The organism is Salinicoccus albus DSM 19776 (assembly GCF_000385175.1).
Lineage (GTDB): Bacteria > Bacillota > Bacilli > Staphylococcales > Salinicoccaceae > Salinicoccus > Salinicoccus albus.
Genome location: NZ_ARQJ01000026.1, coordinates 87,636 through 114,225, shown reverse-complemented (window position 1 = coordinate 114,225; position 26,590 = coordinate 87,636). Strand labels below are relative to the sequence as shown.

Genomic DNA, 26,590 nt, shown 5'->3' with positions numbered 1-26,590 from the left:
CTGGACGTCGAAAATACTGCGAAGTGTTTTTATCTTTAAGCACACAAGTTCGTACGCTCTTCACCGTCCGGACTATTATTGCTATAATTGATTGAAAACGGTTTAAGGGGGGCGTGAGATGAGAAGATTGCTGGATGTCAGTCTGGAGATAAAGATAAATGGCATATTGATCGGTGTAATCACACTGATTATCATTTCTTTATCTGCTTTTTATATCTATCATTCAGGCAATGAATATCATGACAATGCTGAACGTCTGTCTCTGCAGTCGGCAAGGACGTTGTCTTATCTCCCTTCAATGATCGATGGGCAGACATTAAACGATGATCAGGATATACAGAATATAGTGGAGCAGTACATATTTGAGAATAATGTGGATTTTGTCATCGTCAAAGACAGGGGCGGAGAGATTATTACGCATCCAGACCCTTCCATGACCGGAGAGAATGAACCATATACATACGACAATCAAGCAAGGATATTTGGTGCTTCTTATACTGAACGGACTGATATGTATAGTGAGCCGGCGATCGTGGCTGTGGCACCAATATACGCAGGGGAGGAAGCGCGTCAGCTCCGGGGTGTTGTAAAGGTTGGTTATTTTGAAAGCCGGATTCACCAACAGATAATGAACAGTCTGTACCAATTGGCTTTAATCAGCTTTATATTCATTGTCATCAGCTTCTTTATCAGCAGATGGTTCGGAAGATATATAAAATCTGAGACACTTGGTTATGAACCAAAGGAAATCACCATGATATTGAAGAACAGAGATAACATTTTCTCATCCTTGAACGAAGGGATCGCAGCTTCCGATGTGAACGGCAGAATTATATATTTAAACCCGGCGGCAAAAAAATACCTTCACATCGAGCAGGATGCAGAAGTCAGTGAGTTAGACATATATTCATATTTCGACCGTGAATCGATAAACGAGAAGCCGGACACAGGCGATAATGTCAGATATTTTGAGAAAACACTTTACGATAAGGAAATCGTTGTCATTATTAATAATCTGTACGAAAAAGCTGAACATTCCGGATATGTATTTATCATTAGGGATATGACTGAAATGTCTGCGCTTTCCAACAAACTGAATATAGTTGAGTCACTCTTTGATGACCTGAGGGCCCAGAGTCATGAGTATAAAAATCAGCTCCATTTGATTTCAGGACTTCTTGAAATGGATAAATATAATTCAATCAGAGAGGTCCTGAATGAAGAAATCAATCATTTAGATGTCTATCAGAATGAATTTGCGGACATAAAAGAAGAACGGATTAAAGCCTTGATCATCGCCAAGATGAATAAAGCGAATGAAAAACAAGTGAATTTTGAGGTGGCACCGGGCAGTTATATGGAAGAAACGAGAGATAATGTCTTCCTGAATAAAGTGATTACTATTATGAGTAATCTGATCGACAATGCAATAGAAGCAATTGCTGAGAATTCCGGAAGCACAGTCCAGCTATATATCGCTCATTTTGACGGCTGGCTCGAAATAGCAGTTGAAGATGACGGCCCTGGAATTAAGGATGCAAGTAAAATATTTACCAAAGGTTTTTCTACTAAAAAAGCAGGAAACAGCAGAGGATACGGACTTTATAATGTGATGACAAATGTTGAACTGCTTGATGGGCACATTGATCTAAAAAATGATGGAGAAACCACCAGATTTATCGTTGAATTACCATTTTCTGAGGGGGGTTAAATTTGAAACTGTTAATCACAGAGGACGATTTCAGGATAGCTGAAATGTATAAGGAATATTTGGACAGACATCTGTCAGGGATTGAGATTTATTTGGCGAGAGATGCAAGAGAATGTTTGGATTTAGTTGAACAAGAGGATATACAATTGATACTCTTAGACGTTTATCTTCCTGATATGCTTGGAGATGAACTCATGGAGAAGATTACTAAAAGGTATCCATACACTGATTTCATAGTCATTACTGCGACTCAGGAAGGCGGAAAATTCAAGAAATTGATGCAGCTTGGGCCGCTGTATTATCTGGTTAAACCAGTAAAGCTTGAGCAATTAAAGGAAGTAGTGCATGATTACCAGGTTAAACAGGAAAAGTTATCTGAGACCGCTGAAATTGATCAGACGATGGTTGATGAATATTTTGGCAAAGTGATTGATAATAGTCACGATGCACTTCCTAAAGGTATTGACCCTGTTACGCTTCAAACAATTGAAGACGCGTTTGAAGTTGACGGGGAATGGACCTCCTCCCGGATGGGAGAGTATATAGGTACTTCAAGAACAACGGTCAGAAGATATTTGGAGTATTTAAAAAATGTGGGTAAACTGAGTGTAAAACAGGACTATGGGGACAAAGGACGGCCGGAGAAAATATATAGGAAATAAAATGCGTGAACTTTATGTTGTTTAATCACATAAAGTTCTTTATATTTTTAATTTTGCAAGCGTTTACATTTAATGCGTGTGTGTCTATCATATGACACAAGCTATATAGCGAATTTTTAAATAATTTAAGAAGGGGTTTTATAAATGAAGAAATATTTTAAAGTATTTCCAATTCTGATGCTATCTGTTGTGTTAGTACTCAGCGCGTGCGGAAATTCATCTGGAGAAGCAAATTATCCGGATGAAAATGTTGAACTGATTGCACCGGCAACACCTGGCGGTGGATGGGACGCAACAGCAAGAGCATTGCAGAATGTATTGGATGAAGAAGGATTCGTAGAACAGAATATAAATGTTGAAAATCAGCCTGGCGGCGGCGGAGAAGTTGGGTGGCAGTACTTGAGCGATCAGAACAGCCATTCACTGTCCGTCAATTCAAGCTTGATCCTGACTAACAATCTTCTCGGTCAAAGTGACCTTACATATGAGGATTTTACACCAATCGCAACTTTGGCAACTGAGTGGATTTCAACGGCAGTTCCGAGCGATTCCGATATTGAAGACGGTATTGATATGCTGGATCGGCTTAAAGAAGACCCTAAATCACTGACGATTGCTGTCGGCCCTGCTTTGGGGAATAATGATCACCTGTCCTTTGTCCGTGTTGCGGATGAGTACGGTGTAGATGTTTCAGAGCTGGAATTCATGATCTATGAAAGCGGCGGCGACGTATTGACTGCCTTAATGGGCGGACATGCCGATGTGGCAACCATGTCCATTTCCGAATCTCTGGAGCAGCATCAGAGCGGTGATATCGAGATTCTGGCAACGACTGCAGATGAACCGATTGAAGGCGCTGAAGATATCCCTACATGGCAGGAACTGGGCGTTGACTTCACCTTCCCGCACTGGAGAGGTATCATGGGTCCTCCGGATATGACGGAAGAGGAAGTCGCCTATTGGGATGAAACATTCAGCCAGATGGTGGAAACAGAGGCTTGGCAGACAGTATTGGAAAATAATGGATGGCAGGACTATTACATGAATAGTGAGGAATCCCGTGAATTCCTCGAAGAACAGAACCAGATGTATGAAGATCTGGTTGAAACTGCAGGCCTGACTGATTAAATATATAAAATGAAGAAGCGGGTGATGAGTATCAGATATATAATACCGTCAGTTACTTTGTTAATTTCCGTAATCTATCTCATATTGACTTTCAACCTGCCGGAGTCAAATGTGGGAAATCCTACAGCAGCGATGAATTATCCGCTGCTGATAGGTTTTGCATTGCTTGGCATGTCTATAATTTATCTTTTTTCTGAATTTAAAAACAGAAAAGAGCCATTTAAAGCATTTGAAGTTTTTAAAGATAAGCAATTAACAACACACGTCATTGTTGTCTTACTTCTGAGCTTGGCTTACACGTTCCTTTTTGAACGTATAGGGTTTTTATTTTCCACATTATTATTTTTAACTGGGTTATTATTCTTGATCAACGGAAGACGTAAATGGTTGACGAACATTATCGTGGCGGTCCTTTTTTCAGTGCTGTCATGGTATGCATTCTCCGAACTGTTAAGCGTCAGTCTGCCATAAGGAGGGGAAACGATGGGCGTAGATTGGAATAGTTTTTTTGAAGGATTTATGACTGCCTTAAGTTTCCAGAACTTATTGTTCATATTCTTAGGCGGTTTGCTGGGAACGATTGTAGGGATGCTGCCCGGACTTGGGCCGGCTACAGCAGTGGCTGTACTGATCCCGATTACATTCGGTATGGACTCCACCAGCGCATTGATTTTGCTGGGGGCGATATATTACGGCGCGATGTACGGCGGTTCCAGGAGTTCCATATTACTGAATACTCCAGGCGATGGTTCTGCGATCGCAGCGACTTTCGATGGCTATCCGATGACGAGGAAAGGGCAGGCCGGGCAGGCATTGACACTCGCAACACTTGCTTCATTAATCGGTGGAACGGTAGCGATTGCAGGCTTTGTCTTTCTCGCCAACCCGCTTGCTTCATTTGCTCTGCAGTTTGGTCCTGCCGAATACTTCTTCCTGCTCATATTCACGTTGTCAGCAGTGGTCTCGTTATCCAAAGGCAACATGATTAAAGGTTTTGTATCCATGCTTTTGGGACTGATCGTTACAACCATTGGAGTGGATTCACAATCCGGTGTGTATCGTTTTACATTCGGGAACCCCCATTTAAGCGAGGGAATTGATTTCCTTGTCGTGATTATTGGTGTCTATGCGGTTGGTGAAGTACTTTATAACATTCTGGTGATCAAAGATGAAAACCAGCAGATGAAAGAAGATGTCGGAAATTCGTGGATTACAAAAGAACAATGGAGCAGATCATTCTGGCCGATGATCCGCCAGGCACCCATCGGTTTCCTGGTTGGTATCCTGCCTGGTGCGGGCGGGTCCATTGCGTCCATGATCAGTTACACTACAGAACAACAGGTTTCCAAAAAAGGTGAGGAGTTTGGCAAAGGGGCGCCTGAAGGACTTGCGTCACCTGAATCCTCCAATAATGCGGCCTCCGTCGGGGCGTTCATCCCGCTTCTGACAATGGGGATTCCTGGATCAGGGACCACTGCTGTTATACTTGGTGCGCTTATCATGCTCGGTCTGCAGCCAGGCCCGATGCTCTTCCAGAACCAGCCTGAAGTTGCATGGACTTTCATCAACAGCCTGTTCATCGGAAATATTGTGCTTGTTATAATCAATATTCTGCTGATCGGTCTGCTGGTGAGAATCCTTAAGACGCCGCCCCAGATTTTATATCCGATCATTCTTGTACTGGCCTTTATCGGCACCTATACACTTGGGTACAGTATCATCGATTTCTTCATATTAATGATTTTCGGTGTGATTGGACTCTTGATGAAAATACTCAACATTCCTGTGGCACCGCTGATTCTTGCGGTCATCATCGGTAATATGATGGAACAGAACTTCAGGATGGCTTTCGTTAGTCATGATGGGTTCTTGCAGATGCTCACTGCGTCACCAATATCTATTTTATTCGCAGTATTGACAGTGGCTTCTGTTTTCTTGCCAGCATTATTCAGCCGTCTTTCAAAAGGAAGAACAGAAAGTTAAAGGGGATAACATATGACATGGATTGTAGAAGAACCGCTTAGTCAGAAGCAATTGGCAGAGGCATTTACAGCGGGCATAAAAAATGATGAAGCATTTCCAATAATAGGCGCTCATGATGGGATGAGCGCCTTATTGGCAAGAAAGACAAGTTTTGAAAGTATTTATCTCTCAGGCGGCGCCCTTTCAGCCAGTAAAGGGCTGCCGGATATAGGACTGCTGACGCTTGAGGATGTTGTTCAGAAAGCTAAAGAAATTGTCAGGGCTTCTAATCTTCCGCTTCTCGTTGATGTGGATAATGGTTTTGGCGAGCCGCTGAATGTGGCCAGAACTTGCCGTGAATTAGTGGAAGCAAGGGTAGCTGCGATACAGATCGAAGACCAGCAAATTCCTAAAAAGTGCGGACATCTTAACGGTAAAACCCTGATACCAATGGAAGAGATGATCAAAAAGATCCAGATGATCAAAAGGGTGGCCCCCACGTTAAAAATCATTGCCCGGTCAGACGCGCATGCGGTTGAAGGCATGGACAGCATGGTCAGACGGCTGAAAGCATATGCTGAATATGGCGCTGATGCAGTTTTTCCTGAAGCGATGAAGACTGCCGAAGACTTCGCGGATGTAAGGGAGGAAATCGATATACCGATACTCGCGAATATGACGGAATTTGGTAAAACGGAATATATCAGTTTGGACAGATTTTCTGAAATCGGCATTGATATGGTAATCTTTCCGGTAACTTCCCTGCGGGCAGCATCATATAATGTAGAGCAAATTTATAAGACGATCCGCGAAACAGGCAGTCAGAAAACAGTGCTGGATGAACTTCAGACAAGAAAAGAACTGTATGAAATCATCAAACTGGATGAGTATGAAGAGATGGATTCTAAAATTGACAGTACGGTACTTCCTGGTGAAAAGAGGGAACTGTAGTGAATTTTGATAATGTGATTGAAGAAATTGCTGAATATGTTAACCGGGATAACGCTTTTGATGATAGTACAATGACAATTTCGAATTTGATTTTAAAAGACAGTATGGGCTGTATGGTAAAATCCTTAAGCAACAAACAATGTCAGCAAATGATGGGGCCAATTGAAGAAGATCATTTTCCGGATGGAGGCATCCCGGTTCCCGGCGCTCAAAAGCCATTGAACCTGCTGGATGCCAGCTGGAATATCGGATTGCTGGTCAGGTGGCTGGATTACAATGACTGTTTTCTTGCCGCGGAGTGGGGGCATCCCTCTGATAATCTCGGCGGTATTTTAGCGATGGCGTATCATGTATCTGCCAGGGGGTCCAAAATAACGGTTAAGGATACACTTGAACTAATGGTCAAGGCCCATGAGATTCAAGGGGTGCTCTCTCTGTCAAACAGTTTGAACAAACAGGGATATGACCATGTTTTCTTCGTCAAACTGGCAACAGCGGCAGTGTCAGCAAAACTATTGGGTATGGGGACCATTGGTATCAAGCATACAATATCGAATGTTTTTGCGGACGGTCTGCCTTTAAGAATTTACAGACAGTCTCCCAATGTGACTGCAAGGAAATCCTGGGCAGCAGGTGACGCAACAATGCGCGGTGTTCAACTGTCATTGATAACAAGGAAAATGAATGAAGGTTATCCTGACGTTCTGAGTGAACAGAACTGGGGGTTCAACAAAAATATAATGAATGGCAATGATATAGATCTGGAGCGGGATTTAAGTGATTACGTTGTCAATAATATTCTTCTTAAAGCAGATTTTCCTGCAGAATTCCATGCCCAGACCGGCGCAGAAGCTGCGATGGAATTAAACAAAAGATATAAAGAGAGACTGGGTGACATTGAATCCATTAACATAGAAACGCATGAATCAGCACTCAGAATCATTGCGAATAAAAAACAGCTGACCAATCCGTCAGACAGAGATCATTCGCTGGAGTATATCATTGCAGCCGCGTTGCTGAATGGAGATTTAAAAACGGAGTATTATTATGATGAATATCACAGGCAGAACCCGGGGATTGATCATCTTATCGATAAAATGAATGTCGAAGAAAACATTCAATACTCAAGGGATTATCTGGATGAAGAAAAAAGATCAGTTTCAAACGCAGTACAGCTGGTGTTTAACGACAGGAGCACAACGGAATGGTTTGAAGTAGAGTATCCCATTGGACATAAGTTCAGAAGGGACGAAGTTAAACCGATCATTGACAGGAAATTTAAAAATAATTTGGACAGTTATTATCAAAATCAAAAAGCAGAAGAATTATCCACCTTATTTGAGGAACCAAATACCTTGTTCAATATGGAAATATGTGATTTTTTGAATAGATGGAATATACAAAAGGATTAAAAGTTAAGAAAAGAGTAGAGTATGTTATATGAAACATATTCTACTCTTTTTATGGGATAAAAGTATATAAAACAATAATCGATTTCTTAGAAAAGCATCGATGATACTATTCATTTGGGGTCCGCTAGCGTTACATACTCGATAAATGAAAGATAGTTTATGCAACGCTAAGGGACCAGCATTAGAAATGGATTCTTTTTATCCCGGTAAAAAGATGAATAAGCTTGAATTCCTCATCTTTATAAACGATGGGAAATGATTCTATATGCAGCCATTTTAATTTCGTTAAGAAAAGAGCGGATAAGAGATGACAGTTGATTATCTTAACACGACAAATAAATATCAACCCTGGAAAATGCTTGCCTGTCTTTTTATCATTCAAGTTTTTATGGCATTGGTTGGAAGAAGTCTTGCGCCACTTGGTCCATTGTTTGAAGAAGATTTATCCCTCTCCAAAACACAAATTGGAATGCTTCCAGCCGCCCTATTCCTTGGACAAGCGCTCATATCCATTCCTGCAGGTTTTCTATCCGATCGAATCGGCACTAAAAACATGCTTATTCTATTGACCCTTTGTTTGGGGATCAGTTTTGCTTCAATAAGTATATCGTCATTCTATCCTCTGATTCTCTCTTTAATCATGGCAGGAGGATTTGGTTATGGCGCTATGCACCCTGCTTCAAACAGAGGGGTCATTTACTGGTTTCCTATAAGAAAGCGCGGTACGGCGATGGGGATCAAGCAGATGGGGGTCACCGCAGGGTCTGCAATAGCAGCCTTAGTTTTACTGCCAATGGCCACTCAATGGGGGTGGCGGCCAGTCCTCCTGGTCACATCTGTACTTCTAATCGTTACAGGATTGTTTGTTTTTAGATTGTACGAGGATCCCGGCACCGTAAAATCAAAACCATCAGCCAATTCGGCTCATAATATGATGGCCTCTATCCAATCATTACTTAAAAACAGGCTCTATCTCATGGTGAGTGTCAGTGCCATGGCGCTCAATGGCACACAAATGATTTTAAACACTTACATCGTATTGTTCACCTATGAAGTTCACGCAGTTCCATTAGTCGCAGCCGGGATTTTACTCGTGATTTCAGAAATCGGCGGATCGGTTGGCAGAATTGTCTGGGGTATAATCAGTGATACATTGTTTCGAGGAAATAGAGTGATCGTCTTAGTCATTATATCTATAATATCTTCCGTATCTGCGCTCACTCTATTTCTACTTCCGGTCGGTACTGCATTTTGGATCTTTGTACCAGTTGTGCTGTTCTTTGGTTTTTGTATCTCCGGATTTAATGGTATATGGATGAATGCCGTAACAGAATTTGTCCCTGAAAATCAAACTGGATCTGCCAGTGGCTTTAGTATCATGCTGGGGTCTTGGGGCGTTATTATGGGTCCGCCACTTTTTGGACTTATCGTTGATATGCAGTCTTATCATACAGGATGGCTATTCTTATTCATTGGACTGTTGTTTGTCACTGGCATACTTATTTTGGTAATGCTTTGGGGAAACAAAAATCTTCGTGCCAGGGAGTAGTCACAAAAAATTAAGAAGCTTCGCCAAAATTTAAGGGCAGCATTTAATGAATTGGGGTATATTGTTATAAAAAGAAGCTGCTAATATGAAAGGATGGTGTTAAGATGCATCATGATTCCGAGCGGGAGGTTACGCGCCGTAAAAAGGAACACCCGCCAGCTGGCAGAAAGGAACATGACAACGTCCATTGGTATGATTTCATTATTGACGCAATATTTATCGGAGCCGGCTTTATAATGAGGATTGTCCGGGGTATCTTCAATCATTTAAGTTAAGAAAGCAGTAAAGTCCGGGAAACTGGGCTTTTTATTTTGCAGCAGGAGTATTCTTTTCTTGATAAAAATACCCTTATGGGGTATAATGCGATTAAATAGAGAAAATAAGGAGGATATATATGAAAGGTCATCACGATAACCATAGCCATGACGGACATGAACATCAAGATCACCACGGCAATGAAGACCACGAACACCACGATCATAGCGGTCACGACCATCATGGCAATGGTCATATGGGTCACGATCATGGGGATATGGTTAAGGAATTCCGGACGAAATTCTTCATTTCATTAATCGTAACAATTCCAGTCCTATTATTATCTCCCATGATCCAGAACTTTTTGGGCATCGATTTACGCTTTGAAGGAGATATGTATGTACTGCTCGTGCTGTCCACATTCATATTTTTCTACGGCGGCTGGCCGTTTCTGACAGGTGCGATTTCTGAACTGAAAGACAGGAATCCCGGCATGATGACGCTGATCGGCATGGCGATCACCATTGCTTATGTATACAGTGCGATGGTTGTGTTCGGCTGGCCGGGTGAACAGCTGTTCTGGGAACTGGCTACACTGGTTGTCATCATGCTGCTGGGCCATTGGGTAGAGATGAATTCCATCAGCGGCGCATCAAAATCGCTGGAAGAATTGGTTCAATTGATGCCTGACGAAGCGAACAGGCTTAAAGATGACGGCAGTATTGAAACGGTTGCAATTCAGGATTTGACGCACGGAGATTCAGTACTGGTTAAGCCGGGGGAAAAGATACCTGTTGACGGGGCGATTACTAAAGGGTCTTCGCAAGTCGATGAATCGATGATCACAGGTGAATCGGTCCCTGTTGATAAAAGTACCGGAGAAGCGTTGATCGGCGGTTCCATCAATAAGGGCGGGTCTCTCACAGTTGAAGTGGAGAAAACGGGGGATGACGCCTACCTTTCACAAGTGGTTGAAATGATCAGGTCCGCACAGGAAACAAGATCTAAAACCCAGGATTTTACGAACAAGGCAGCGAAATGGCTCTTCTACCTGGCGCTGGCTGCAGGTTTTATCACATTTGCGGTATGGATTTTGCTCGGCGCGCCGATCGATACAGCGGTTCAACGGATGGTGACGGTTATGATTATCACCTGTCCGCACGCGTTAGGACTGGCAGCCCCGCTTGTGATTGCAGTGTCTACTTCCCTGTCAGCGAAACTGGGTCTGTTGATCAAGGACAGGGCCCACTTTGAAGAAGCAAGAAAAACTGATGCGGTCGTGTTTGATAAGACGGGTACGTTGACGCAGGGAGCATTCGGTGTAACCAACATCCAGACGTTCGGGGAGTTATCCAGGACAGAGATATTGAAATTTGCCGGAGCTGTTGAGAAAGAATCAGAGCATCCGATTGCTGAGGGTATATTGAATGATGCCCAGGAAAAAGCGATTGAGCTGTATGAATCTGAAAACTTTCAGTCTATTACAGGCAAAGGAATTGAAGGACAGGTTCAAGGAAAAACAATTCATGTGGTCAGTCCCGGATATGTCATTGATGAAGCGTTGACTTTTGATGACACTGAATTCCAAAAATGGTCTGAAGAAGGGAAAACAGTCGTTTTTCTGCTTATTGACGAACACATCGAAGGTGCAATTGCATTGAGTGATATCATCAGAGAAAGCTCTAAAGAAGCCGTGAAAACGCTGCATGATCATGGTATAAAAGCAATTATGCTTACCGGGGACAATGAAAAAGTTGCCAATTATGTAGCGAAAACAATTGGCATCGACGAAGTTTACGCAGAAGTGCTTCCGGATAAAAAAGCTTCCAAGATAAAAGAAATTCAAGAAAGAGGGCTTAAGGTCGCAATGACTGGAGACGGTATCAACGATGCACCAGCTCTGGCTACAGCTGACCTGGGTATTGCTGTCGGTGCTGGTACGGACATCGCTGTAGAATCCGCAGATATTGTACTGGTCGATAGTGATCCGAAGGATGTGCTGGGCATATTCAGATTATCCAAGAGAACCTACAGCAAACTGGTTCAAAATCTGATCTGGGCCTCCGGATACAATATTGTGGCGATTCCGCTTGCCGCAGGTGTACTGGCACCCGTCGGCATCGTGATCAGTCCGGCAGTCGGTGCCGTCCTCATGAGTCTGAGTACCATCATCGTTGCCATCAACGCCCAGCTGCTCAGGAGATTCAGGATTGAATGATTGCTTAAGGCCTGTTATTCCATTGACTTTTATACCCTTAAGGGGTATAATGGAATCATCATACGAATATGGGGACGTGAACAATATGGTTGAATCTTTAAAAGATCATACAGTGACACCACGTACGGAAGAAGAGAAGGAAAAGGTGATGAACCGTCTGAAGCGGATAGAAGGACAGGTGCGGGGCATTCAGAATATGATTGATGAAGACCGTTATTGTGTGGATATTCTGGTGCAGATCAGTGCCATACAATCCGCATTGAAAAATGTCGGATATTCAGTCACGGAACGGCATATGAAACACTGTGTGACTGATGCAGTGAACAAGGGCGAAGGCGATGATTCCATCGAGGAACTCATGGCAGTGCTCAAGCAGTTCTCCAAGTAATATAAAGTAAAAATTTAGGAGGTAATATTTTGGCACAAAAAACAATAGATGTACAGGGGATGACATGTGCCCATTGCAAAAGTTCTGTAGAAGGCGCACTTTCATCCCTTGACGGTGTATCAAAGGCAGATGTGAACCTGGATGAAAATAACGTAAACGTGGAGTATGATGATTCGAAAGTGACTGACTCATCAATGAACGATGCGATTGAAGAACAAGGGTACGACGTTGCAGGCAAATAAATGATATTGCGGAGGTTGTTATTGACAATCTCCGCATTTTTATTCTAATTCATGTACAATTAAAGGTTGTGTGTCCAATATGTATTCCAGTAATCCAATGTAATTAAAATTTCCTCTGTAAAATGTTAGAGTAGAAACACTACAATCGTTTATAATTGATTGAGATACGGTGTTAATTTGAGGAGGAAAAGAATTGATCATTGCGATCATTATATTGTTATTTACATCACTGTTCTTTTCAGGAAGTGAAACTGCGCTGACAGCAGTGAATAAAACGAGATTGCGTTCCCTTGCTGACAATGGGGACAGACGGGCTGAAAAATTACTGAAATTGGTCACCAACCCAAGTGTGTTCATTACAACAATTCTGATTGGAAATAACATAGCGAATATTCTGCTGCCCACTCTGGTGACGGCAATGGCAATCGATTACGGCATAAGTGTTGCAGTAGCATCTGCAGTGCTGACGGTTACGATTATTCTTGTTGCAGAAGTCATCCCAAAATCTATAGCAGCTGCATTCCCGGACCGGATCTCATTGATCGTCGCTCCTGTCATTGGTTTCTTTATGTTTGTATTCAAACCGGTGACTGTAGTGCTGAACTGGATTACTGACGGAATTACTGATTTCCTTTCAAAAGGGGAGGCAGAAAAGTATTCAGTTTCTAAGGATGAGTTGCGTACAATTGTTGAAATTGCCGATTCCGAAGGTGTGTTTGCCCGGGATGAATCCTTCCGGATCCGGGGTGTGCTTGATTTCAGGAATCTGAATGTTAAGGATGTCCTGACCACTCCAAGGACAGAAATGGAGGCAATATCGCAAGACGCATCGTATGAAGAAGTGCGTGACAGTGTGATCAATAATATGTTCACCAGATATCCTGTATACGGTGAAGATATGGATGATATCATTGGCATATTCCATTCCAAGTATCTGCTTCAGTGGTCGGTCACGCCTGAAGGCACTCTAATGTCATATAGTGATACTGAACCAATTACTATCCATGAATTTCAACCTGTGGAATTCGTGCTGAGGAAAATGACAAAGGAAAGAAGGCATATGGCGATCGTCATCGATGAATTTGGCGGGACAGAAGGGATTTTAACCCATGAAGATATTATTGAAGCGATGCTCGGTTTCGAAATTGAGGATGAGACAGACCTGGGTAATGATACCTTAATCGAATCAATGACGGATAAAGATATCATCTGCGATGGTAAAATCACACTGCACAGACTGAATACCGTGTTCCGCAGTAATATTCCTGAAGGGGAAGATACTTTATCTGGGTACTTATTCAAGGAATTCAATGACTTCCCCGCTGAAGGGGATGTGCTGAAGAATGAAGGATTCACTTTTACTGTCCGGCAAATGGAAGACAGAATGATACGTAAAGTGCATATTGAAAGAGACGAAACGGTGCAGGAATGATGATCAGTCATATGTATAATCATCACTCTTTTTAGGTTTGGTGAAAAAACTGAATGAAAGAAGTGAATCTATATGAAAATATCAACAATCGGGACAGGTGTCATCGTCGAGCGGTTTTTGAACTCAGTCAGCCGGATAGATGGTGTCAACGTTTATGCTGTGTATTCCAGAAGTGAAGATAAAGCCCTGAATTTAGCAAATGCTCATGGTGTGAAGAGAACTTATACAGATATACATTCAATGTTTTCGGATGATGCATACGACACTGTCTATGTCGCTTCACCGAACAGTCTGCATTACGATTATGTGAAGCTCGCACTTGAACATGGCAAACATGTGATTTGTGAAAAGCCGTTCACTTCAACTTTAAAGGAGCTGGAAGAACTGATTGCACTCAGCAGGAAAAAGAATTTGTTCCTGTTTGAAGCGATCACAGGCATTCATCTTCCTCATTTTAAAGCAGTGGCGGAGAACCTTGAGAATATAGGGAGCGTAAAAGTTGTGCAGGCCACTTATTCACAGTATTCCAGCCGATACGATAAGTTAAAGAATGGTGAAATAACAAATGTCTTCAATCTGGAATTTTCAGGTGGCGCACTGGCTGATCTGAATATATACAATCTCCATTTTGTTATGAAGCTGTTTGGCGCACCGAATGGAATATCTTATACAGCCAACAAACATGAAAATGGGGTGGATACATCAGGTGTCTGCGTGCTGGATTATGACAATTTCTTCGCTACATGTGTCGGTTCCAAAGACACTTCGAGTGAAAATTTTATACTGATTCAGGGCGAGAAGGGTTTTATCCATGTGAAAGGCGCCGCCAATACGATGGATGTTGTGGAAATTCATACAGACAGCGAAGTTGAAACAGTAGACTTAGTACAGAATGAGAATAATATGGTTGCAGAAGTAGAAACGTTTGCGAAGATAATGGATGAAGCGGATCATGAGGAGTCACTCAGGCTGCTGAATCATTCGCTGACGGTGATGAAATACTTTGAGGCAGCGCGTAAAAGTGCAGGTATCTTCTATCCTGCTGATGAAAAATAAGCGCACATCCATCTGAATGAATCACTCGGAGGGTGTGCTTTACATGTTACATTCAATTTCATAAATTAAATTAAAAACTTGAGGTAAAATTATGAGAATCTCTCCCGTATTTGTTGGATTTTTAGTTGCGTGTGCAAGATTTCTATATAAAGAGAATAAAGATATTGCCACGGCACATCACAGGATTGAATCGGACAGAATTCCAAAAAGTTTTGATGGATATAAAATCATCCATGTATCTGATTTTCATAATTCGTATTTTGGCAGGAAGTCTGAAAATCTGCTCAGGAAAATAGAAGAAGCTGAGGGTGATGTCATTTTCTTTACCGGTGACATCATTGACAGAAGAACACCAAATCTGAAACGCGCTGTTCATTTTCTCAACAAAATGGCTGAAATGCTGCCGACATATTACGTCACGGGCAATCATGAAGCGCATTACAAGAAGTATAGAAAGCTGCATAAAGAGATAGAAGCTTCCGGGGTCAAAAATATCAGCAGAAAACGATGCCGTCTTTATCACGGCGATGAATATATCAATCTTTTCGGCATGGAGGATCTGTGGTTCTACGGTGATGAAAATGATCCGCTGGTTGCTGACATATTCGATAAGATTATAAAAAAAAGAATGATTTCAATCGGGCGTGACGGTGATTTTACAATTCTGCTGTCACACCGTCCTGAACTGTTTGAGATGTATATCCGGCATCCAATTGACCTTGTGTTTTCAGGTCATGCGCATGGCGGGCAGATCAGGCTGCCGTTTGTTAAAGCCCTGTATTCGCCCCAGCAGGGCATTTTCCCAAAATTTACTGAAGGCAGCCATAGTAAAGATGGAACTACAATGTTCGTCAGCAGGGGAATAGGCAATTCCAGGTTTCCCTTCAGAGTGTTCAACCACCCAGAACTCATCGTTGTGGAATTAAAGAGCACAGATCATTAATTCCATACTGCACTGAATGATGTTATTATAATATTAATATACAATAGGTGGTGTATGTATGGATAATCTATGGGCGTATATCACTGTAGTCGCTGTGCTTGCGATGATGCCTGGTGCCGACTCAATGATCATTATGAAAAACACATTAACTTTCAACAGTAATGCCGGACGGATGACCATTGCAGGAATCGTCCTCGGTCACCTGTTCTGGACAATCATCGCCGTACTTGGGCTGGCGGTGGTCATCGCTAATTCCATTGTCCTGTTCAGTATCATTAAGTACGCCGGTGCTGCCTACTTAATCTATATCGGAATAAAAAGTATCACAGCCGGGCAGCTTGTTTCAATGGATGATCTGAAAGGAAAAACAAAAAGAAAGAATGCGAACCCCTCCATCAAGAATACCTTCATGCAGGGGTTCCTCAGCAATATACTGAATCCGAAAGTGCTGTTGCTTTATATCACAATTATGCCGCAGTTTATGACTGTGGGCAGCGGTGTCGGGGAAAATCAGCAGCTTATCATACTGGCAGGCATTCTGATCGGTATTTCCACCGTCTGGTTCCTGCTTGTCGTGGAACTTGTCAATATAATGAAAAGATGGCTTAAAAGCATGACTTTCCAAAAATGGCTGGCAAAAGGGGCAGGGGCAGTATTAATACTTTTTGGCATCCGGACAGCATTAGAATAAGGACAGGCCCGGGCGTTTCTAATCATAAAAGATCATGTCAGGTTTATCCGCCTCAGTAATCACTTCGGTTTTCTTCAGGTATTGCTGCATCTTGTCAAAATCAACAGCCGCGCCGATCCCCGGTTTGTCGATGACAGTGACGACACCATTTTCTGCGATCACTTCTGGCGTGGTAATGTCTTCATACCAATATCTGCCTGAGGAGGCTGTATCACCCGGCAATGTAAAATTGGGCAGAGTGGTAATTGCTACGTTATGGAATCTGCCGACACCGGCTTCAAGCATGCCGCCGCACCAGAGCGGGATGCCGTGCTTCTGTGCAAGATCATGGATCTTTATGGATTGTGTAATACCGCCGACCCGGCCGACTTTAACGTTGATGATCTCACAGCTGCCAAGCTCTATGGCGCCAGCTGCTGCTTCATAGGAATCGATGCTTTCATCCAGACATACAGGTGTCGTGAGCTGCTTTTGCAGTTTGGCATGATCGATCAGGTCTCCTGCAGCAAGCGGTTGTTCAATCATCATCAGGTCAAATGCATCCAACTCTTTTAAAACCTCGATATCATCCAGGGTATATGCAGAATTTGCATCCACCATTAAAGGAATATCTCCAAATTTATCTCTGATTTTGCGGACCATGTCCACATCACGGCCGGGTTTGATCTTCACTTTGATGCGTTTGTAGCCTTCTTCAACCTTCTCACCGACCTTCTCCAGCAGGGCGTTATCAGTATCTTCAAGTCCAAGAGAAACGCCGACATCAACTTCAGATTTGGAACCGCCGATCACATCAGCCAGGGGCTGCTGCTGCTGTTTGGCATAAAGGTCCCACACAGCCCCCTCAATGGCCGCTTTGGACATGTTATTTCTTTTGAAAGGCTTGAACAGTTCCCAAACATCATCCGGATGGTTGATCGTATTGTGGATGACAAGCGGGCCAAAATATTTTTTCATCGCAATTAAAGATGCATCCATAAACTCTTCAGAGTATAATGGATCTTCTCCCGACACACATTCCCCGAAACCGGATACGCCCTGATCATCAACAGCTTCAATAATGGTGATGAAGCGTTCCTGCTGGCTGCCGAAACTCGTCGTAAAGTGACTCTTCAAGTTCATCACCAGCTGATGCATTTTGATTTCTTTAATATTCATTAATATCCTCCTCTAACTATATGCTGCGTAGGTTTAATTATATACCTTCATTTATGGATATGCCATTTAAACAACATATACGATAAATTTGAATTTTCTGCCAATTAATAATATATTGATAGGACATAACCAGATTGGGAAGAGGTGTATGATGTATAAACTTTATATTGCTCCAGTGGTTTTCTTTTTATTCTTGAGCGCCTGTCAGAACATGCCTGAAGAAACTGAAGAACAGGCCGAAGAATCGACAGATGAAGAGACTTCAAGTGTCTCTGACTCCGAACCGGCAGCCGTTGCGGAAAATCTCAATTCACCATGGATGATTGAGGCGGCCGAAAATGGGTTTTATGTTTCTGACAGGGACGGCGGTCTGGTGCTGGTAAACGACGAGGGTAAAATGGAACAGAATCTGGATCTTTCCACCCCGGTAGTCTCCCAAAGTGAGGGCGGGCAGCTCGGTTTTCTGCGCCATCCAGAGGATTCGGACAGGGCTTTTCTTTATCATTCCTATGAGACAGATGAATATCAGAACCGCGTCGTTGAACTCAGCAGGGAGGGGGAGTCATGGGTCGAGAACGATGTCGTTATTGAAAACATACCAGGTTCATCCGTCCATAATGGCGGCCGGATGCAGATCGGTCCGGACGGTTATTTATATGTCACTACGGGTGATGCAGGAAATGGTGACTTAAGTCAGGATACAGAGCGCCTGGCAGGGAAGATATTACGGCTGAATTTGGACGGTTCCATCCCTGAAGATAATCCGTTCGATAATGCAGTGTACAGTTATGGGCACCGTAACCCGCAGGGAATGACGTGGGATGATGAGGGACGTATGTATGCGACTGAGCATGGAGATAATGCGCATGATGAAATCAATTTAATCGAACCGGGGAATAATTACGGCTGGCCGATCGTGCAGGGTGATGAAGAAGAAGATGGAATGACAGCGCCGATTTACCACACAGCCGAAGAGACATGGGCGCCTTCCGGAATGGATTATCACAATGGAAAACTGTACATTGCAACGCTGGCGGGCGAAAGTATTATGGCGTATGATATTGAATCCGTAGAATCTGCGGTTTTTTATGATGAAGGCAGCCGGTTCAGAGATATTCATATTGCAGATGACACCCTTTACGCACTGACAAATAATACGGACGGCAGAGGAAATCCGGGGGGAACGGACGATCGTCTGATATCATTCGAACTTGAAAATTAGGTGGTTTCCCTATTCATCAGGAAAAAGCTGGAACTTAAGTTCCAGCTTTTAGTGTTTGTGTCCTATCTTATTGTCTGCTATCGTCGTTTGATTCTTCAGAATCACTTTGTGATTGTGTTGTGTCTGTGTTTGATTCTTCAGATCCCGTTTCTGATTGGCTCACATCTGTATTTCGTTCTTCAGTATACGACTGGGCCATATCTTCGTATGGTTTTTCAAAATCCCTTTGTGTCAAAGGCGCCCCCACTGTTTCTGCTGCTTCATCATCAATTGAACGGCTGTAGAGGAAGAGGATGATGATTGCTGCAATCCCCACAGTAATGACGTTTAATAGCGCGAGGAGTATCGCGACAACAGTATTTTTCGTGTACGCTTTAAAGATACCGATAAAAGCGATTGACTCTATCAGTATATAACTGATCGCCACGTCGCCGATGGACAGCCCCAAGAAGTAGATGACCAGACCTGCGATTGCAAAGACTAAACCGATATGTCTCGGATTGAACTGGTCTTTGGAGATTACATGGCCACCATACATCTGGCCGCCAAGGTAGAAAGTACCAAACGGGATAAAGCCCATGAACGGAAGGTGCAGGTTCTTCTTCTCAGCTGTTCTGAAGAGAAAGAAGCCCTGGAGCAGCCATTTGATGAGCCCAAGTAAAAGAAAGAACAATATCAGCAGTATACCGATAATTGCTATTCCGGCAAACACACCAAACATTTCCATTATTAACACATCCTTTAATAAAATTGTACCATACACAAATTTTACTTCAAATTAAAAGCCGGGGATTAACAAAGTTAATTCCCGGCGATGTTTTATCGGTTATATTTTCTGTAACTGCGTCTATTTATCTTTTCTGCACTTCTGTAGGCGTCAATGACAGCATATAGCCAGACGATTGGCAGGAATACATAACCAATCAGTATAAACGTTAATGCTCCATTAATCAGTTGGATGATAATGATAATGATTCCTTTGAATATCTGACCGTTATATATCTGTCCAAGACCGTTAATCAGAGCACTGAGAACGGCAGCAACGCCTGCGCTTTTTTGTGGATGCATGAATTCACTCCTTAAATTTCCGCTTAAGTTTGCCACTAATTTATACCCATTATTCTTCGTCTTTAAACTTTGTCTGGTTGACATTTCCGGGTGCTCTGAACGGCCACCAATTGCCCTTGCCAAATGTGACTACAAGCGCCGGCACGAGCAGCGGCAGTACAACAAATGCATAGAACAGCAGGGCGAATATGATGATGCTTGCCACCTGTATCAGTATGACCATGCCTGACGGGATCAATGCAGCGAATGTACCTGAGAGTATGATCACTGCTGTGATGACGACGACACCCATCCGTCTGATGGAATATTCGATGGCATCTCTGATACTCCTGTTCGCCAGTTCCTCCCTGAATCTGTCGATGATGAATATCGAGTAGTCAATACCCAGCGCTGCGAATATGATCAGGCTGAAGAAAGGCACCGCCCAATTCAATTCACCCATACCGATGAAGCCCAGCAGCCATTGCGTAATGGTCAGTGATGCGAAATAGGTGACAAAGATTGAACCGATCATAGAAATTGGCAGGATCAGTGATCTGAATATTACTGCAAGTATGACGAATAATGTGATGATAAAGATTGTCACGACACGGTTATAGTCAGAGTTGGAAATCTCATTCAGATCGCGGTTCATGCTTGTAACGCCTGAGAAGTATGCGTCTGTCTCGTTGCGGTCCAGTCTCTGAAGTTCATCGTTTACTGTACTTTCCACATCGTCAAGAATGTTCATTGCTTCATGGGAATAAGGATCGACATCCAGGATGACATTCATCGTCAGTGCTTCATTGCTGCCAAATGAATATTGATCAATGGAAGACTGGACATCTTCGTTATTGATGTAATCCTGAGGGACATGAAGACCGGTCTGGTCGACTGCAGAATTGGCACTGATACCATCCAGAAGCGTCTGGACTTCCTCCAGACCGTTCTGGATTTCTGTAATTCCTTCAGCTGAGTCACTTAGTCCGCTGCTCAGTTCCTCCATTTGTGCTTGGGCAGCTGCAGATTGTTCAGCCATCTGAGCATTTGCTGTTTCGACTTCTTCTGACATGGCTGTCAAACCCGATTGGACTTCTCCAAGCTGCTGTGCAGCACCTACGGTATCTCCTGTCTGTGTCATGTAAGTGCTGATCTGGCTGATATTTTCATTAATATCTGTGATGCCCTGGCTGAGCTGCGATAAGTCTCCACTTTCCATATTGCTTTCCGACAGGTTATCACTTGTTTCACTCAGCCCGGAAGAGATCTCCTCGAGCCCGCTTATCATATCGTCCATACTGTCGCTGGTCTGGGACAGCTGACTGCGGACTGAAAAGTCTTCGACCTCCTCTCCTGAAGGACGTGTTAACGTCTGGACCTCTTTGACACCTTCTATATTATTGACCGTTGAAGCCACAGCATCCAACCTGGAAAGACTTTCTTCAGTGAGCAGGTCATCACCGTTGGACAATATGACCTCGACAGGAAATATTGTGCCTTCATCAAAATTATCGCTGATAACATTCGTGGCATGTACAGCGGGATATGAATCATCGATTTCTTCCAGGGAATCAAAATTAACTTCCTCATTATAAAGGAATGAGACAGCAATAAGTATGGCAATCACTGAGAAGATGATCCGCGTTGGATATTTCAATGAGAATATGCCAAGCGGTGTCCACAGCCTGCTTTCTTGAAACTCGGTTTTCTTTATGCTCGGCCAGAATATATAGCGGCCAAGCAGATGCATCAGAGCTGGCAGTATGGTGTACAGCGCCAGCAGCAGGAATATGATTGCGATTGCGACCCCGACAGCAGAGCGGTAAATTTCAAAGTTCGCAAAATACAGGACTCCAAATACGATTGCTCCGGAAATCCCGCTGATAAATACTGTTTTACCGCCGGTAGAAAATGTACGGAGGATCGCTTCGTGTTTATCATAATGCTGCATCTCCTCTTTGAACCGGTTCAAGAGCAGTATACAGTAGTCGGTCCCGATACCGAACAGGATGACAATTAAAAAGCTCTGGGTCTGCGGTGACACTGGGAAGCCGAACCATTCCACTGCCCAGCCGACGTAAGATTGGCCGAGCAGGTATGCGATACCGACCACAGCTACAGGAACAAACGGTGTAACCACAGAGCGGAACATCAGTAATAAGACTGCGATCACTATGATCAATGTAAATATTTCCGTGGACTGGATGCCGTCCATCGCACTTTCTTCAAGTGTGACCTGTATCAGTTCGTCGGAAGTAACGGAAGCTTCCGCTTCAGTTGGATTCAATTCGTTGATATCTGCAGCAATGCTGCTGACGTCTTCAATCGGGCCCACATATTCCATGGGAATCATCATGACCCCATTGTCATCATTGATGAAATTACCCTGCATATCGGACTGCAAATCGAACGGATTAATCACATTTTCCACATCTTCGATATTATTGATTTCGTCTATGTAGGATTGGATATCCGATTCATTTTCAGAAACTGTACCTTCAAATTCCAATACCAGAGACACCATTTCGTTATCCTGATCGTATGCTTCGAGGAACTGGCGGGCCTGTTCGCTCGGCTGGTCGTCAGCCAGCTGGACATCTCCTTTTTCTGCAGCCAGCTGTGTCAGGTTTGGTGACATAACAAACGATACAACCGCGAATATCAGCATGAGGGCTGTGATCGGCCATTTAAATTTCAAAATATGTTTCATCATTACTTCCTCCAGGCAAATACTTCATAATTATTACTGTTGCTTTATACAATTCTTTCAATTCTTCTTCAGACAGACTTTTGATATCCATTTCTATCTTTTTATGTATGGATGTCATGAATTCCCTTAGGAACTGCTCAGCTTCTTCTGTCATATAAATCAATTTGGAGCGCCTGTCATTCGTCAATCCGTTCTGTCTCACCGTTATCAGATTTTTGTGCTGGAGTTTCTTCACCGTATGTGTAATGGCACTTCGTTGTACATTCAGCTGTCCGGCGAGCTGGGAAGGGGTGGCAGAACCATTCAAGTATATAAACTGGATGATATCAAGCTGCGTTTTTGAAATATGCAGGCGGCTGACAGACTCAGTGACATCGCTGAAAATATCTGTATATCCGTAACCATATATGGTCATCAAATTTTTGATCACATCAGACTGTTCTTTCATTAAAATCAACGCCCCGCTCTTCTATTGTTTAGCATGCTCAACCAAATTCAGCAATTCAAAGTTTAGCATGGGTATACATGCAGGGTCAAAACAAAACCTGTGACAAATTATCGAAATAAAAAAGCCCCTCCGTTTGGAGAGGCTTGAGGCGCAGAGAAAGTTACCTTTCCCAGATCCTGTGGGAAGCAACATCATTCAGAAAGTCATTGAAATTCTCTTCAATGTTCGAGACGCCCTTGTCATTCTCATCAAATGAAAGCGGCTCGAATATATTTCCGGAAAGGCTGCCATAGCCAATTGCTTTCTTATGTTTAAAAGCAATTTCAAGGTTTTCTACTGCTGCTTTCGGCAGTTGATCCTTCCCTTTGAGTGCGATGACTGAATCAAATAATACGGAATGGACCGTATCGAATGTCTCATCAATCTGCAAATCTCCGACTTTATACATTTTGTCTGCGATGAAACTCGGCTGAAGACCTTTTTCTTCCAATTTGGATTTTGTTTCCTTCAGTGTTTCTTCTGCAATATCAGGCATAATCATCACTGCGACAGTACGGGTGTCGAGAGCGAAAGTAGTGTTTTTCATGCTCAGGGCAGGCGAACTTTTGTCATAAGTGGATTCCTCAACTTCCGGCGGCATTTCTACACCGACTTTGTCAGCGACATATTCTGTCATATCACGATCTATATGATTCAGCAGATCAGAGATGGCAATTTCCCTGATTTCCATGTCACATTTGCCAAGTTCAAAGCTGATTGCATCATAGATGTGCTGTAGTTCAACATCGGACATTGAATTAAGGAACATTTTTGCCTGGCTGAAGTGATCTGTAAAGCTGTCACTTCTGGCCTGTACTTTTCTGCCATCTACTTTTTCATGATAATGTTCATATCCGCCTTTTTCCGCGCTGAGCGGCTCCGGCTGATTGTTATTCATGCTGTTCTTATGATAGGCAGTCTGCCCTTTATGAATGGATACCTGTCCATAACCTTCACGCTGGTTATTACTGAAAGGGCATACAGGACGGTTGATGGGAAGCTGGTGGAAGTTGGGGCCTCCAAGTCTGATCAATTGCGTATCTGTATACGAAAACAATCTTCCCTGCAGCAGCGGATCATTGGAGAAATCAATGCCGGGTACAACATGACCGGGGTTGAAAGCGACCTGCTCCGTCTCTGCAAAGTAGTTGTCCACATTTTCATTCAGCGTCAGCTTGCCGACAATCTGTACAGGTACATCTTCCTCCGGCCATAATTTTGTCGGATCAAGAATATCAAAATCCATCTTGAATTCGTCTTCTTCAGGAATCACCTGAAGGCCGAGTTCAAATTCTACGGGGATGCCGTCTTCAATGTTCTGCCATATCTGTGCCCGGTTGAAATCCGTATTTTTGCCGTTGATCATCTGCGCTTCGTCCCACAGGACCGAATGGGTCCCGAGCTTCGGTTTCCAGTGGAATTTGACAAAATGGCTTTTCCCTTCCGCATTCACCAGTCTGAATGCGTGGACACCGAAGCCTTCCATCATGCTGAAGCTTCTTGGTATGGCCCGGTCGCTCATCAGCCACATTACCATATGCGCACTTTCAGTGTTCTGGGAAACCCAGTCCCAAAACGTATTATGTGCTGAAGCTGCCTGTGGCATCTCATTATGCGGTTCCGGCTTTACCGCATGAACAAAATCCGGGAATTTAATCGCGTCCTGCATGAAAAATACCGGCATATTATTAGCAACCAGATCAAAGTTGCCTTCATCGGTATAGAATTTTGTTGCAAAGCCGCGGACATCACGCGGAATATCCATGGAACCTCTGTTTCCGGCTACGGTTGAGAACCGGGTGAAAACAGGCGTTTTCTTACCTGGTTCCGTTAGGAATTTCGCTTTTGTATACTTTTCCAATGATTCGTAGACTTCAAATTCACCGTGGACACCAAAGCCCCGTGCGTGGACAATCCGTTCAGGGATCCTTTCGTGGTCAAAATGCATCACTTTTTCACGAAGATGAAAATCCTCCATTAAAGTGGGGCCTCTTTCACCAGCTTTAAGAGAAAACTCATCTTCACTTATCGGCAATCCCTGATTCGTCGTGAGCGGCGCTTCTTTCGTGTTATCAATTGTGTCTTTCTGAAGATCGTCTTTTTTCTTATTACTCATCATAAACCCCCTTCTTAAAATAGTTTCTATAAGTAACATAACAGGGGAATAAACCGATTGCATGTAATTACATTATACCGTTTTGCATAAGGTTTATACGGGTATGATAAAAGGTCCGCTTATTTTAAGCGGACCTTTTATCACCGTTGGTTGGTTATTTCTGTTATCAAATCATCACTGAGTCCGCTGTGTCTCGACAGGAAGCCTTCAACCCCGAATTCTTCAATCAGCTTGTTCATTTCCACCTGCTCAGGATCGTCTGTATCATCGAATTGAACCGCAAGCCCCGCAAGCCTGCTCAGAGACGCATGGGGCTTAGCCTGCTCATGCAGATAAACAAGCGGTTTGATGATACGATCCCGGGGCCCAAGCTTTCTCATCACACCTCGTCCGACACGGTTTAAACCATCAGACAGGTAAGGGTTGGTGAAACGTTTTATAATTTCATTGATATACGTTTGCTGTTCTTCCGTTGTAAAATCATAGACTGAAGTGACATAGTCCATCGTTTCCGTCAGTACATCATCAAGAAAGTTCTTTACTCTGGCATCTGTCATGGCCTCTGCAACCGTATCATAATCGAGCGTTTTTCCAAAGTAGGCGATGGCTGCGTGTCCGGTATTTACCGTGAACATTTTCCTTTCGATAAACGGCATTAGATCGGCAACGTAGTTCACGCCATCCAGCCGGTGATCACCGGCCCAGCTGTCTTTTTCAATCACCCATTCGAAAAACGGTTCTACTTTTACATCCAAAATATTCTCATTGGTCTGAATCGGTACGATACGGTCTACTGCCGAGTTTGGAAAACCGGCATGATCCGCCGTGATTTCCCCGATCTCATCAGTGATTGCTTCCTTAAGTGCTGCCGTCGCCATTACTGCATTTTCACACGCAATGATGTTCAGCGGTCTCATGTTCTCCAGCCGTTTCGGTAAAGAGGCTGCGATATTCTTTGCGATAAACGGCAGGATGTTCACACCGACTGCTGTCGTGATAATGTCTGACTCCAGAATCGCCGCATGAAGGGCATCGAGATTTTTCGTGGTATTGATGCCACTGACGCCGGCGATTTCAAAAGCTTCACCATTTTCTTCAGCAATATGCACAGTATAGCTATTGTCATTGTTCAGTGCATCAATAATTTCATCGTTAACATCCGCAAACGTCACTTCAAAGCCATTGTCATGGAGTACTTTACCAATGAAACCGCGGCCGATGTTTCCTGCGCCAAAATGTACGGCTTTCAT

Annotated in this window: 24 protein-coding genes; 17 read left to right on the top strand and 7 right to left on the bottom strand. The window is 43.3% G+C overall.

All coding sequences use genetic code 11. From position 1 onward, the window contains the following. Positions 1–118 precede the first annotated feature (118 nt). The 16 genes from G343_RS0106540 (at position 119) to G343_RS0106465 (ending at position 16,600) form a co-directional block, all read left to right on the top strand. On the top strand, positions 119–1,711 hold the full coding sequence (locus G343_RS0106540) for an ATP-binding protein (protein ID WP_020007324.1): 1,593 nt from the start codon (positions 119–121) through the stop codon (positions 1,709–1,711). Positions 1,712–1,713: 2 nt separating this feature from the next. Beyond that, on the top strand, positions 1,714–2,373 hold the full coding sequence (locus tag G343_RS0106535) for a response regulator (RefSeq protein WP_020007323.1): 660 nt from the start codon (positions 1,714–1,716) through the stop codon (positions 2,371–2,373). 144 nt (positions 2,374–2,517) lie between these two features. Then, the gene (locus G343_RS0106530) at positions 2,518–3,501 is read left to right on the top strand and encodes a tripartite tricarboxylate transporter substrate binding protein (protein WP_020007322.1); all 984 of its coding nucleotides are present in this window, start codon (positions 2,518–2,520) and stop codon (positions 3,499–3,501) included. 24 nt (positions 3,502–3,525) lie between these two features. Next, positions 3,526–3,972 carry a tripartite tricarboxylate transporter TctB family protein gene (locus tag G343_RS0106525; protein WP_020007321.1) on the top strand — a complete coding sequence of 149 codons (447 nt, stop codon included), beginning with the start codon at positions 3,526–3,528 and terminating at the stop codon, positions 3,970–3,972. A gap of 12 nt (positions 3,973–3,984) precedes the next feature. Further along, a complete protein-coding gene (locus G343_RS0106520) occupies positions 3,985–5,484 on the top strand; it encodes a tripartite tricarboxylate transporter permease (RefSeq protein ID WP_020007320.1) in 1,500 nt (499 codons plus the stop codon). A gap of 12 nt (positions 5,485–5,496) precedes the next feature. Beyond that, complete coding sequence (prpB, locus tag G343_RS0106515) at positions 5,497–6,414, top strand: methylisocitrate lyase (RefSeq protein ID WP_020007319.1); 918 nt, start codon at positions 5,497–5,499, stop codon at positions 6,412–6,414. Next, the gene (gene prpD, locus G343_RS0106510; protein ID WP_020007318.1) at positions 6,414–7,826 is read left to right on the top strand and encodes a 2-methylcitrate dehydratase; all 1,413 of its coding nucleotides are present in this window, start codon (positions 6,414–6,416) and stop codon (positions 7,824–7,826) included. Before prpB ends, prpD begins: the two co-directional genes overlap by 1 nt. Before the next feature lie 307 nt (positions 7,827–8,133). Further along, positions 8,134–9,375 (top strand): MFS transporter, encoded by a 1,242-nt coding sequence (locus G343_RS0106505; protein ID WP_020007317.1) that lies wholly within the window; start codon positions 8,134–8,136, stop codon positions 9,373–9,375. 104 nt (positions 9,376–9,479) lie between these two features. Next, the gene (locus G343_RS15370; protein WP_020007316.1) at positions 9,480–9,650 is read left to right on the top strand and encodes a hypothetical protein; all 171 of its coding nucleotides are present in this window, start codon (positions 9,480–9,482) and stop codon (positions 9,648–9,650) included. Positions 9,651–9,769: 119 nt separating this feature from the next. After that, the gene (locus G343_RS0106495) at positions 9,770–11,848 is read left to right on the top strand and encodes a copper-translocating P-type ATPase (RefSeq protein WP_020007315.1); all 2,079 of its coding nucleotides are present in this window, start codon (positions 9,770–9,772) and stop codon (positions 11,846–11,848) included. A gap of 85 nt (positions 11,849–11,933) precedes the next feature. After that, on the top strand, positions 11,934–12,236 hold the full coding sequence (locus G343_RS0106490; protein WP_026366302.1) for a metal-sensing transcriptional repressor: 303 nt from the start codon (positions 11,934–11,936) through the stop codon (positions 12,234–12,236). 29 nt (positions 12,237–12,265) lie between these two features. Further along, positions 12,266–12,478, top strand: coding sequence for a copper chaperone CopZ (gene copZ, locus G343_RS0106485; protein ID WP_020007313.1), 213 nt, complete (start codon positions 12,266–12,268; stop codon positions 12,476–12,478). A 193-nt stretch (positions 12,479–12,671) separates the two neighbouring features. Beyond that, positions 12,672–13,910, top strand: coding sequence for a hemolysin family protein (locus tag G343_RS0106480; protein ID WP_020007312.1), 1,239 nt, complete (start codon positions 12,672–12,674; stop codon positions 13,908–13,910). Positions 13,911–13,982: 72 nt separating this feature from the next. Then, positions 13,983–14,966 (top strand): Gfo/Idh/MocA family protein, encoded by a 984-nt coding sequence (locus G343_RS0106475; protein WP_020007311.1) that lies wholly within the window; start codon positions 13,983–13,985, stop codon positions 14,964–14,966. Positions 14,967–15,057: 91 nt separating this feature from the next. After that, positions 15,058–15,909 (top strand): metallophosphoesterase, encoded by an 852-nt coding sequence (locus G343_RS0106470; RefSeq protein ID WP_020007310.1) that lies wholly within the window; start codon positions 15,058–15,060, stop codon positions 15,907–15,909. Positions 15,910–15,967: 58 nt separating this feature from the next. Further along, entirely contained in the window at positions 15,968–16,600 is a 633-nt protein-coding gene (locus G343_RS0106465) for a LysE family translocator (RefSeq protein ID WP_020007309.1), read from the top strand. An 18-nt stretch (positions 16,601–16,618) separates the two neighbouring features. On the opposite strand, the gene menC is transcribed toward G343_RS0106465, so the two are convergent. Further along, positions 16,619–17,758, bottom strand: coding sequence for an o-succinylbenzoate synthase (menC, locus tag G343_RS14375; RefSeq protein WP_020007308.1), 1,140 nt, complete (start codon positions 17,756–17,758; stop codon positions 16,619–16,621). A gap of 151 nt (positions 17,759–17,909) precedes the next feature. On the opposite strand from menC, the gene G343_RS0106455 reads away from it, so the two are divergent. Further along, positions 17,910–18,980 carry a PQQ-dependent sugar dehydrogenase gene (locus G343_RS0106455; protein WP_020007307.1) on the top strand — a complete coding sequence of 357 codons (1,071 nt, stop codon included), beginning with the start codon at positions 17,910–17,912 and terminating at the stop codon, positions 18,978–18,980. Between the two features lie 67 nt (positions 18,981–19,047). On the opposite strand, the gene G343_RS0106450 is transcribed toward G343_RS0106455, so the two are convergent. The 6 genes from G343_RS0106450 to G343_RS0106425 form a co-directional block, all read right to left on the bottom strand. Then, the gene (locus G343_RS0106450) at positions 19,048–19,707 is read right to left on the bottom strand and encodes a hypothetical protein (protein WP_020007306.1); all 660 of its coding nucleotides are present in this window, start codon (positions 19,705–19,707) and stop codon (positions 19,048–19,050) included. Between the two features lie 92 nt (positions 19,708–19,799). After that, on the bottom strand, positions 19,800–20,048 hold the full coding sequence (locus G343_RS0106445; protein ID WP_020007305.1) for a hypothetical protein: 249 nt from the start codon (positions 20,046–20,048) through the stop codon (positions 19,800–19,802). A 49-nt stretch (positions 20,049–20,097) separates the two neighbouring features. Continuing rightward, positions 20,098–22,737 (bottom strand): MMPL family transporter, encoded by a 2,640-nt coding sequence (locus G343_RS0106440; RefSeq protein ID WP_020007304.1) that lies wholly within the window; start codon positions 22,735–22,737, stop codon positions 20,098–20,100. Beyond that, the gene (locus G343_RS0106435; RefSeq protein ID WP_020007303.1) at positions 22,715–23,185 is read right to left on the bottom strand and encodes a MarR family transcriptional regulator; all 471 of its coding nucleotides are present in this window, start codon (positions 23,183–23,185) and stop codon (positions 22,715–22,717) included. The genes G343_RS0106440 and G343_RS0106435 overlap by 23 nt, the downstream gene beginning before the upstream one ends. Before the next feature lie 160 nt (positions 23,186–23,345). After that, positions 23,346–25,340 (bottom strand): catalase, encoded by a 1,995-nt coding sequence (locus G343_RS0106430; protein WP_020007302.1) that lies wholly within the window; start codon positions 25,338–25,340, stop codon positions 23,346–23,348. Positions 25,341–25,480: 140 nt separating this feature from the next. After that, on the bottom strand, positions 25,481–26,590 hold the full coding sequence (locus G343_RS0106425) for a mannitol-1-phosphate 5-dehydrogenase (RefSeq protein ID WP_020007301.1): 1,110 nt from the start codon (positions 26,588–26,590) through the stop codon (positions 25,481–25,483).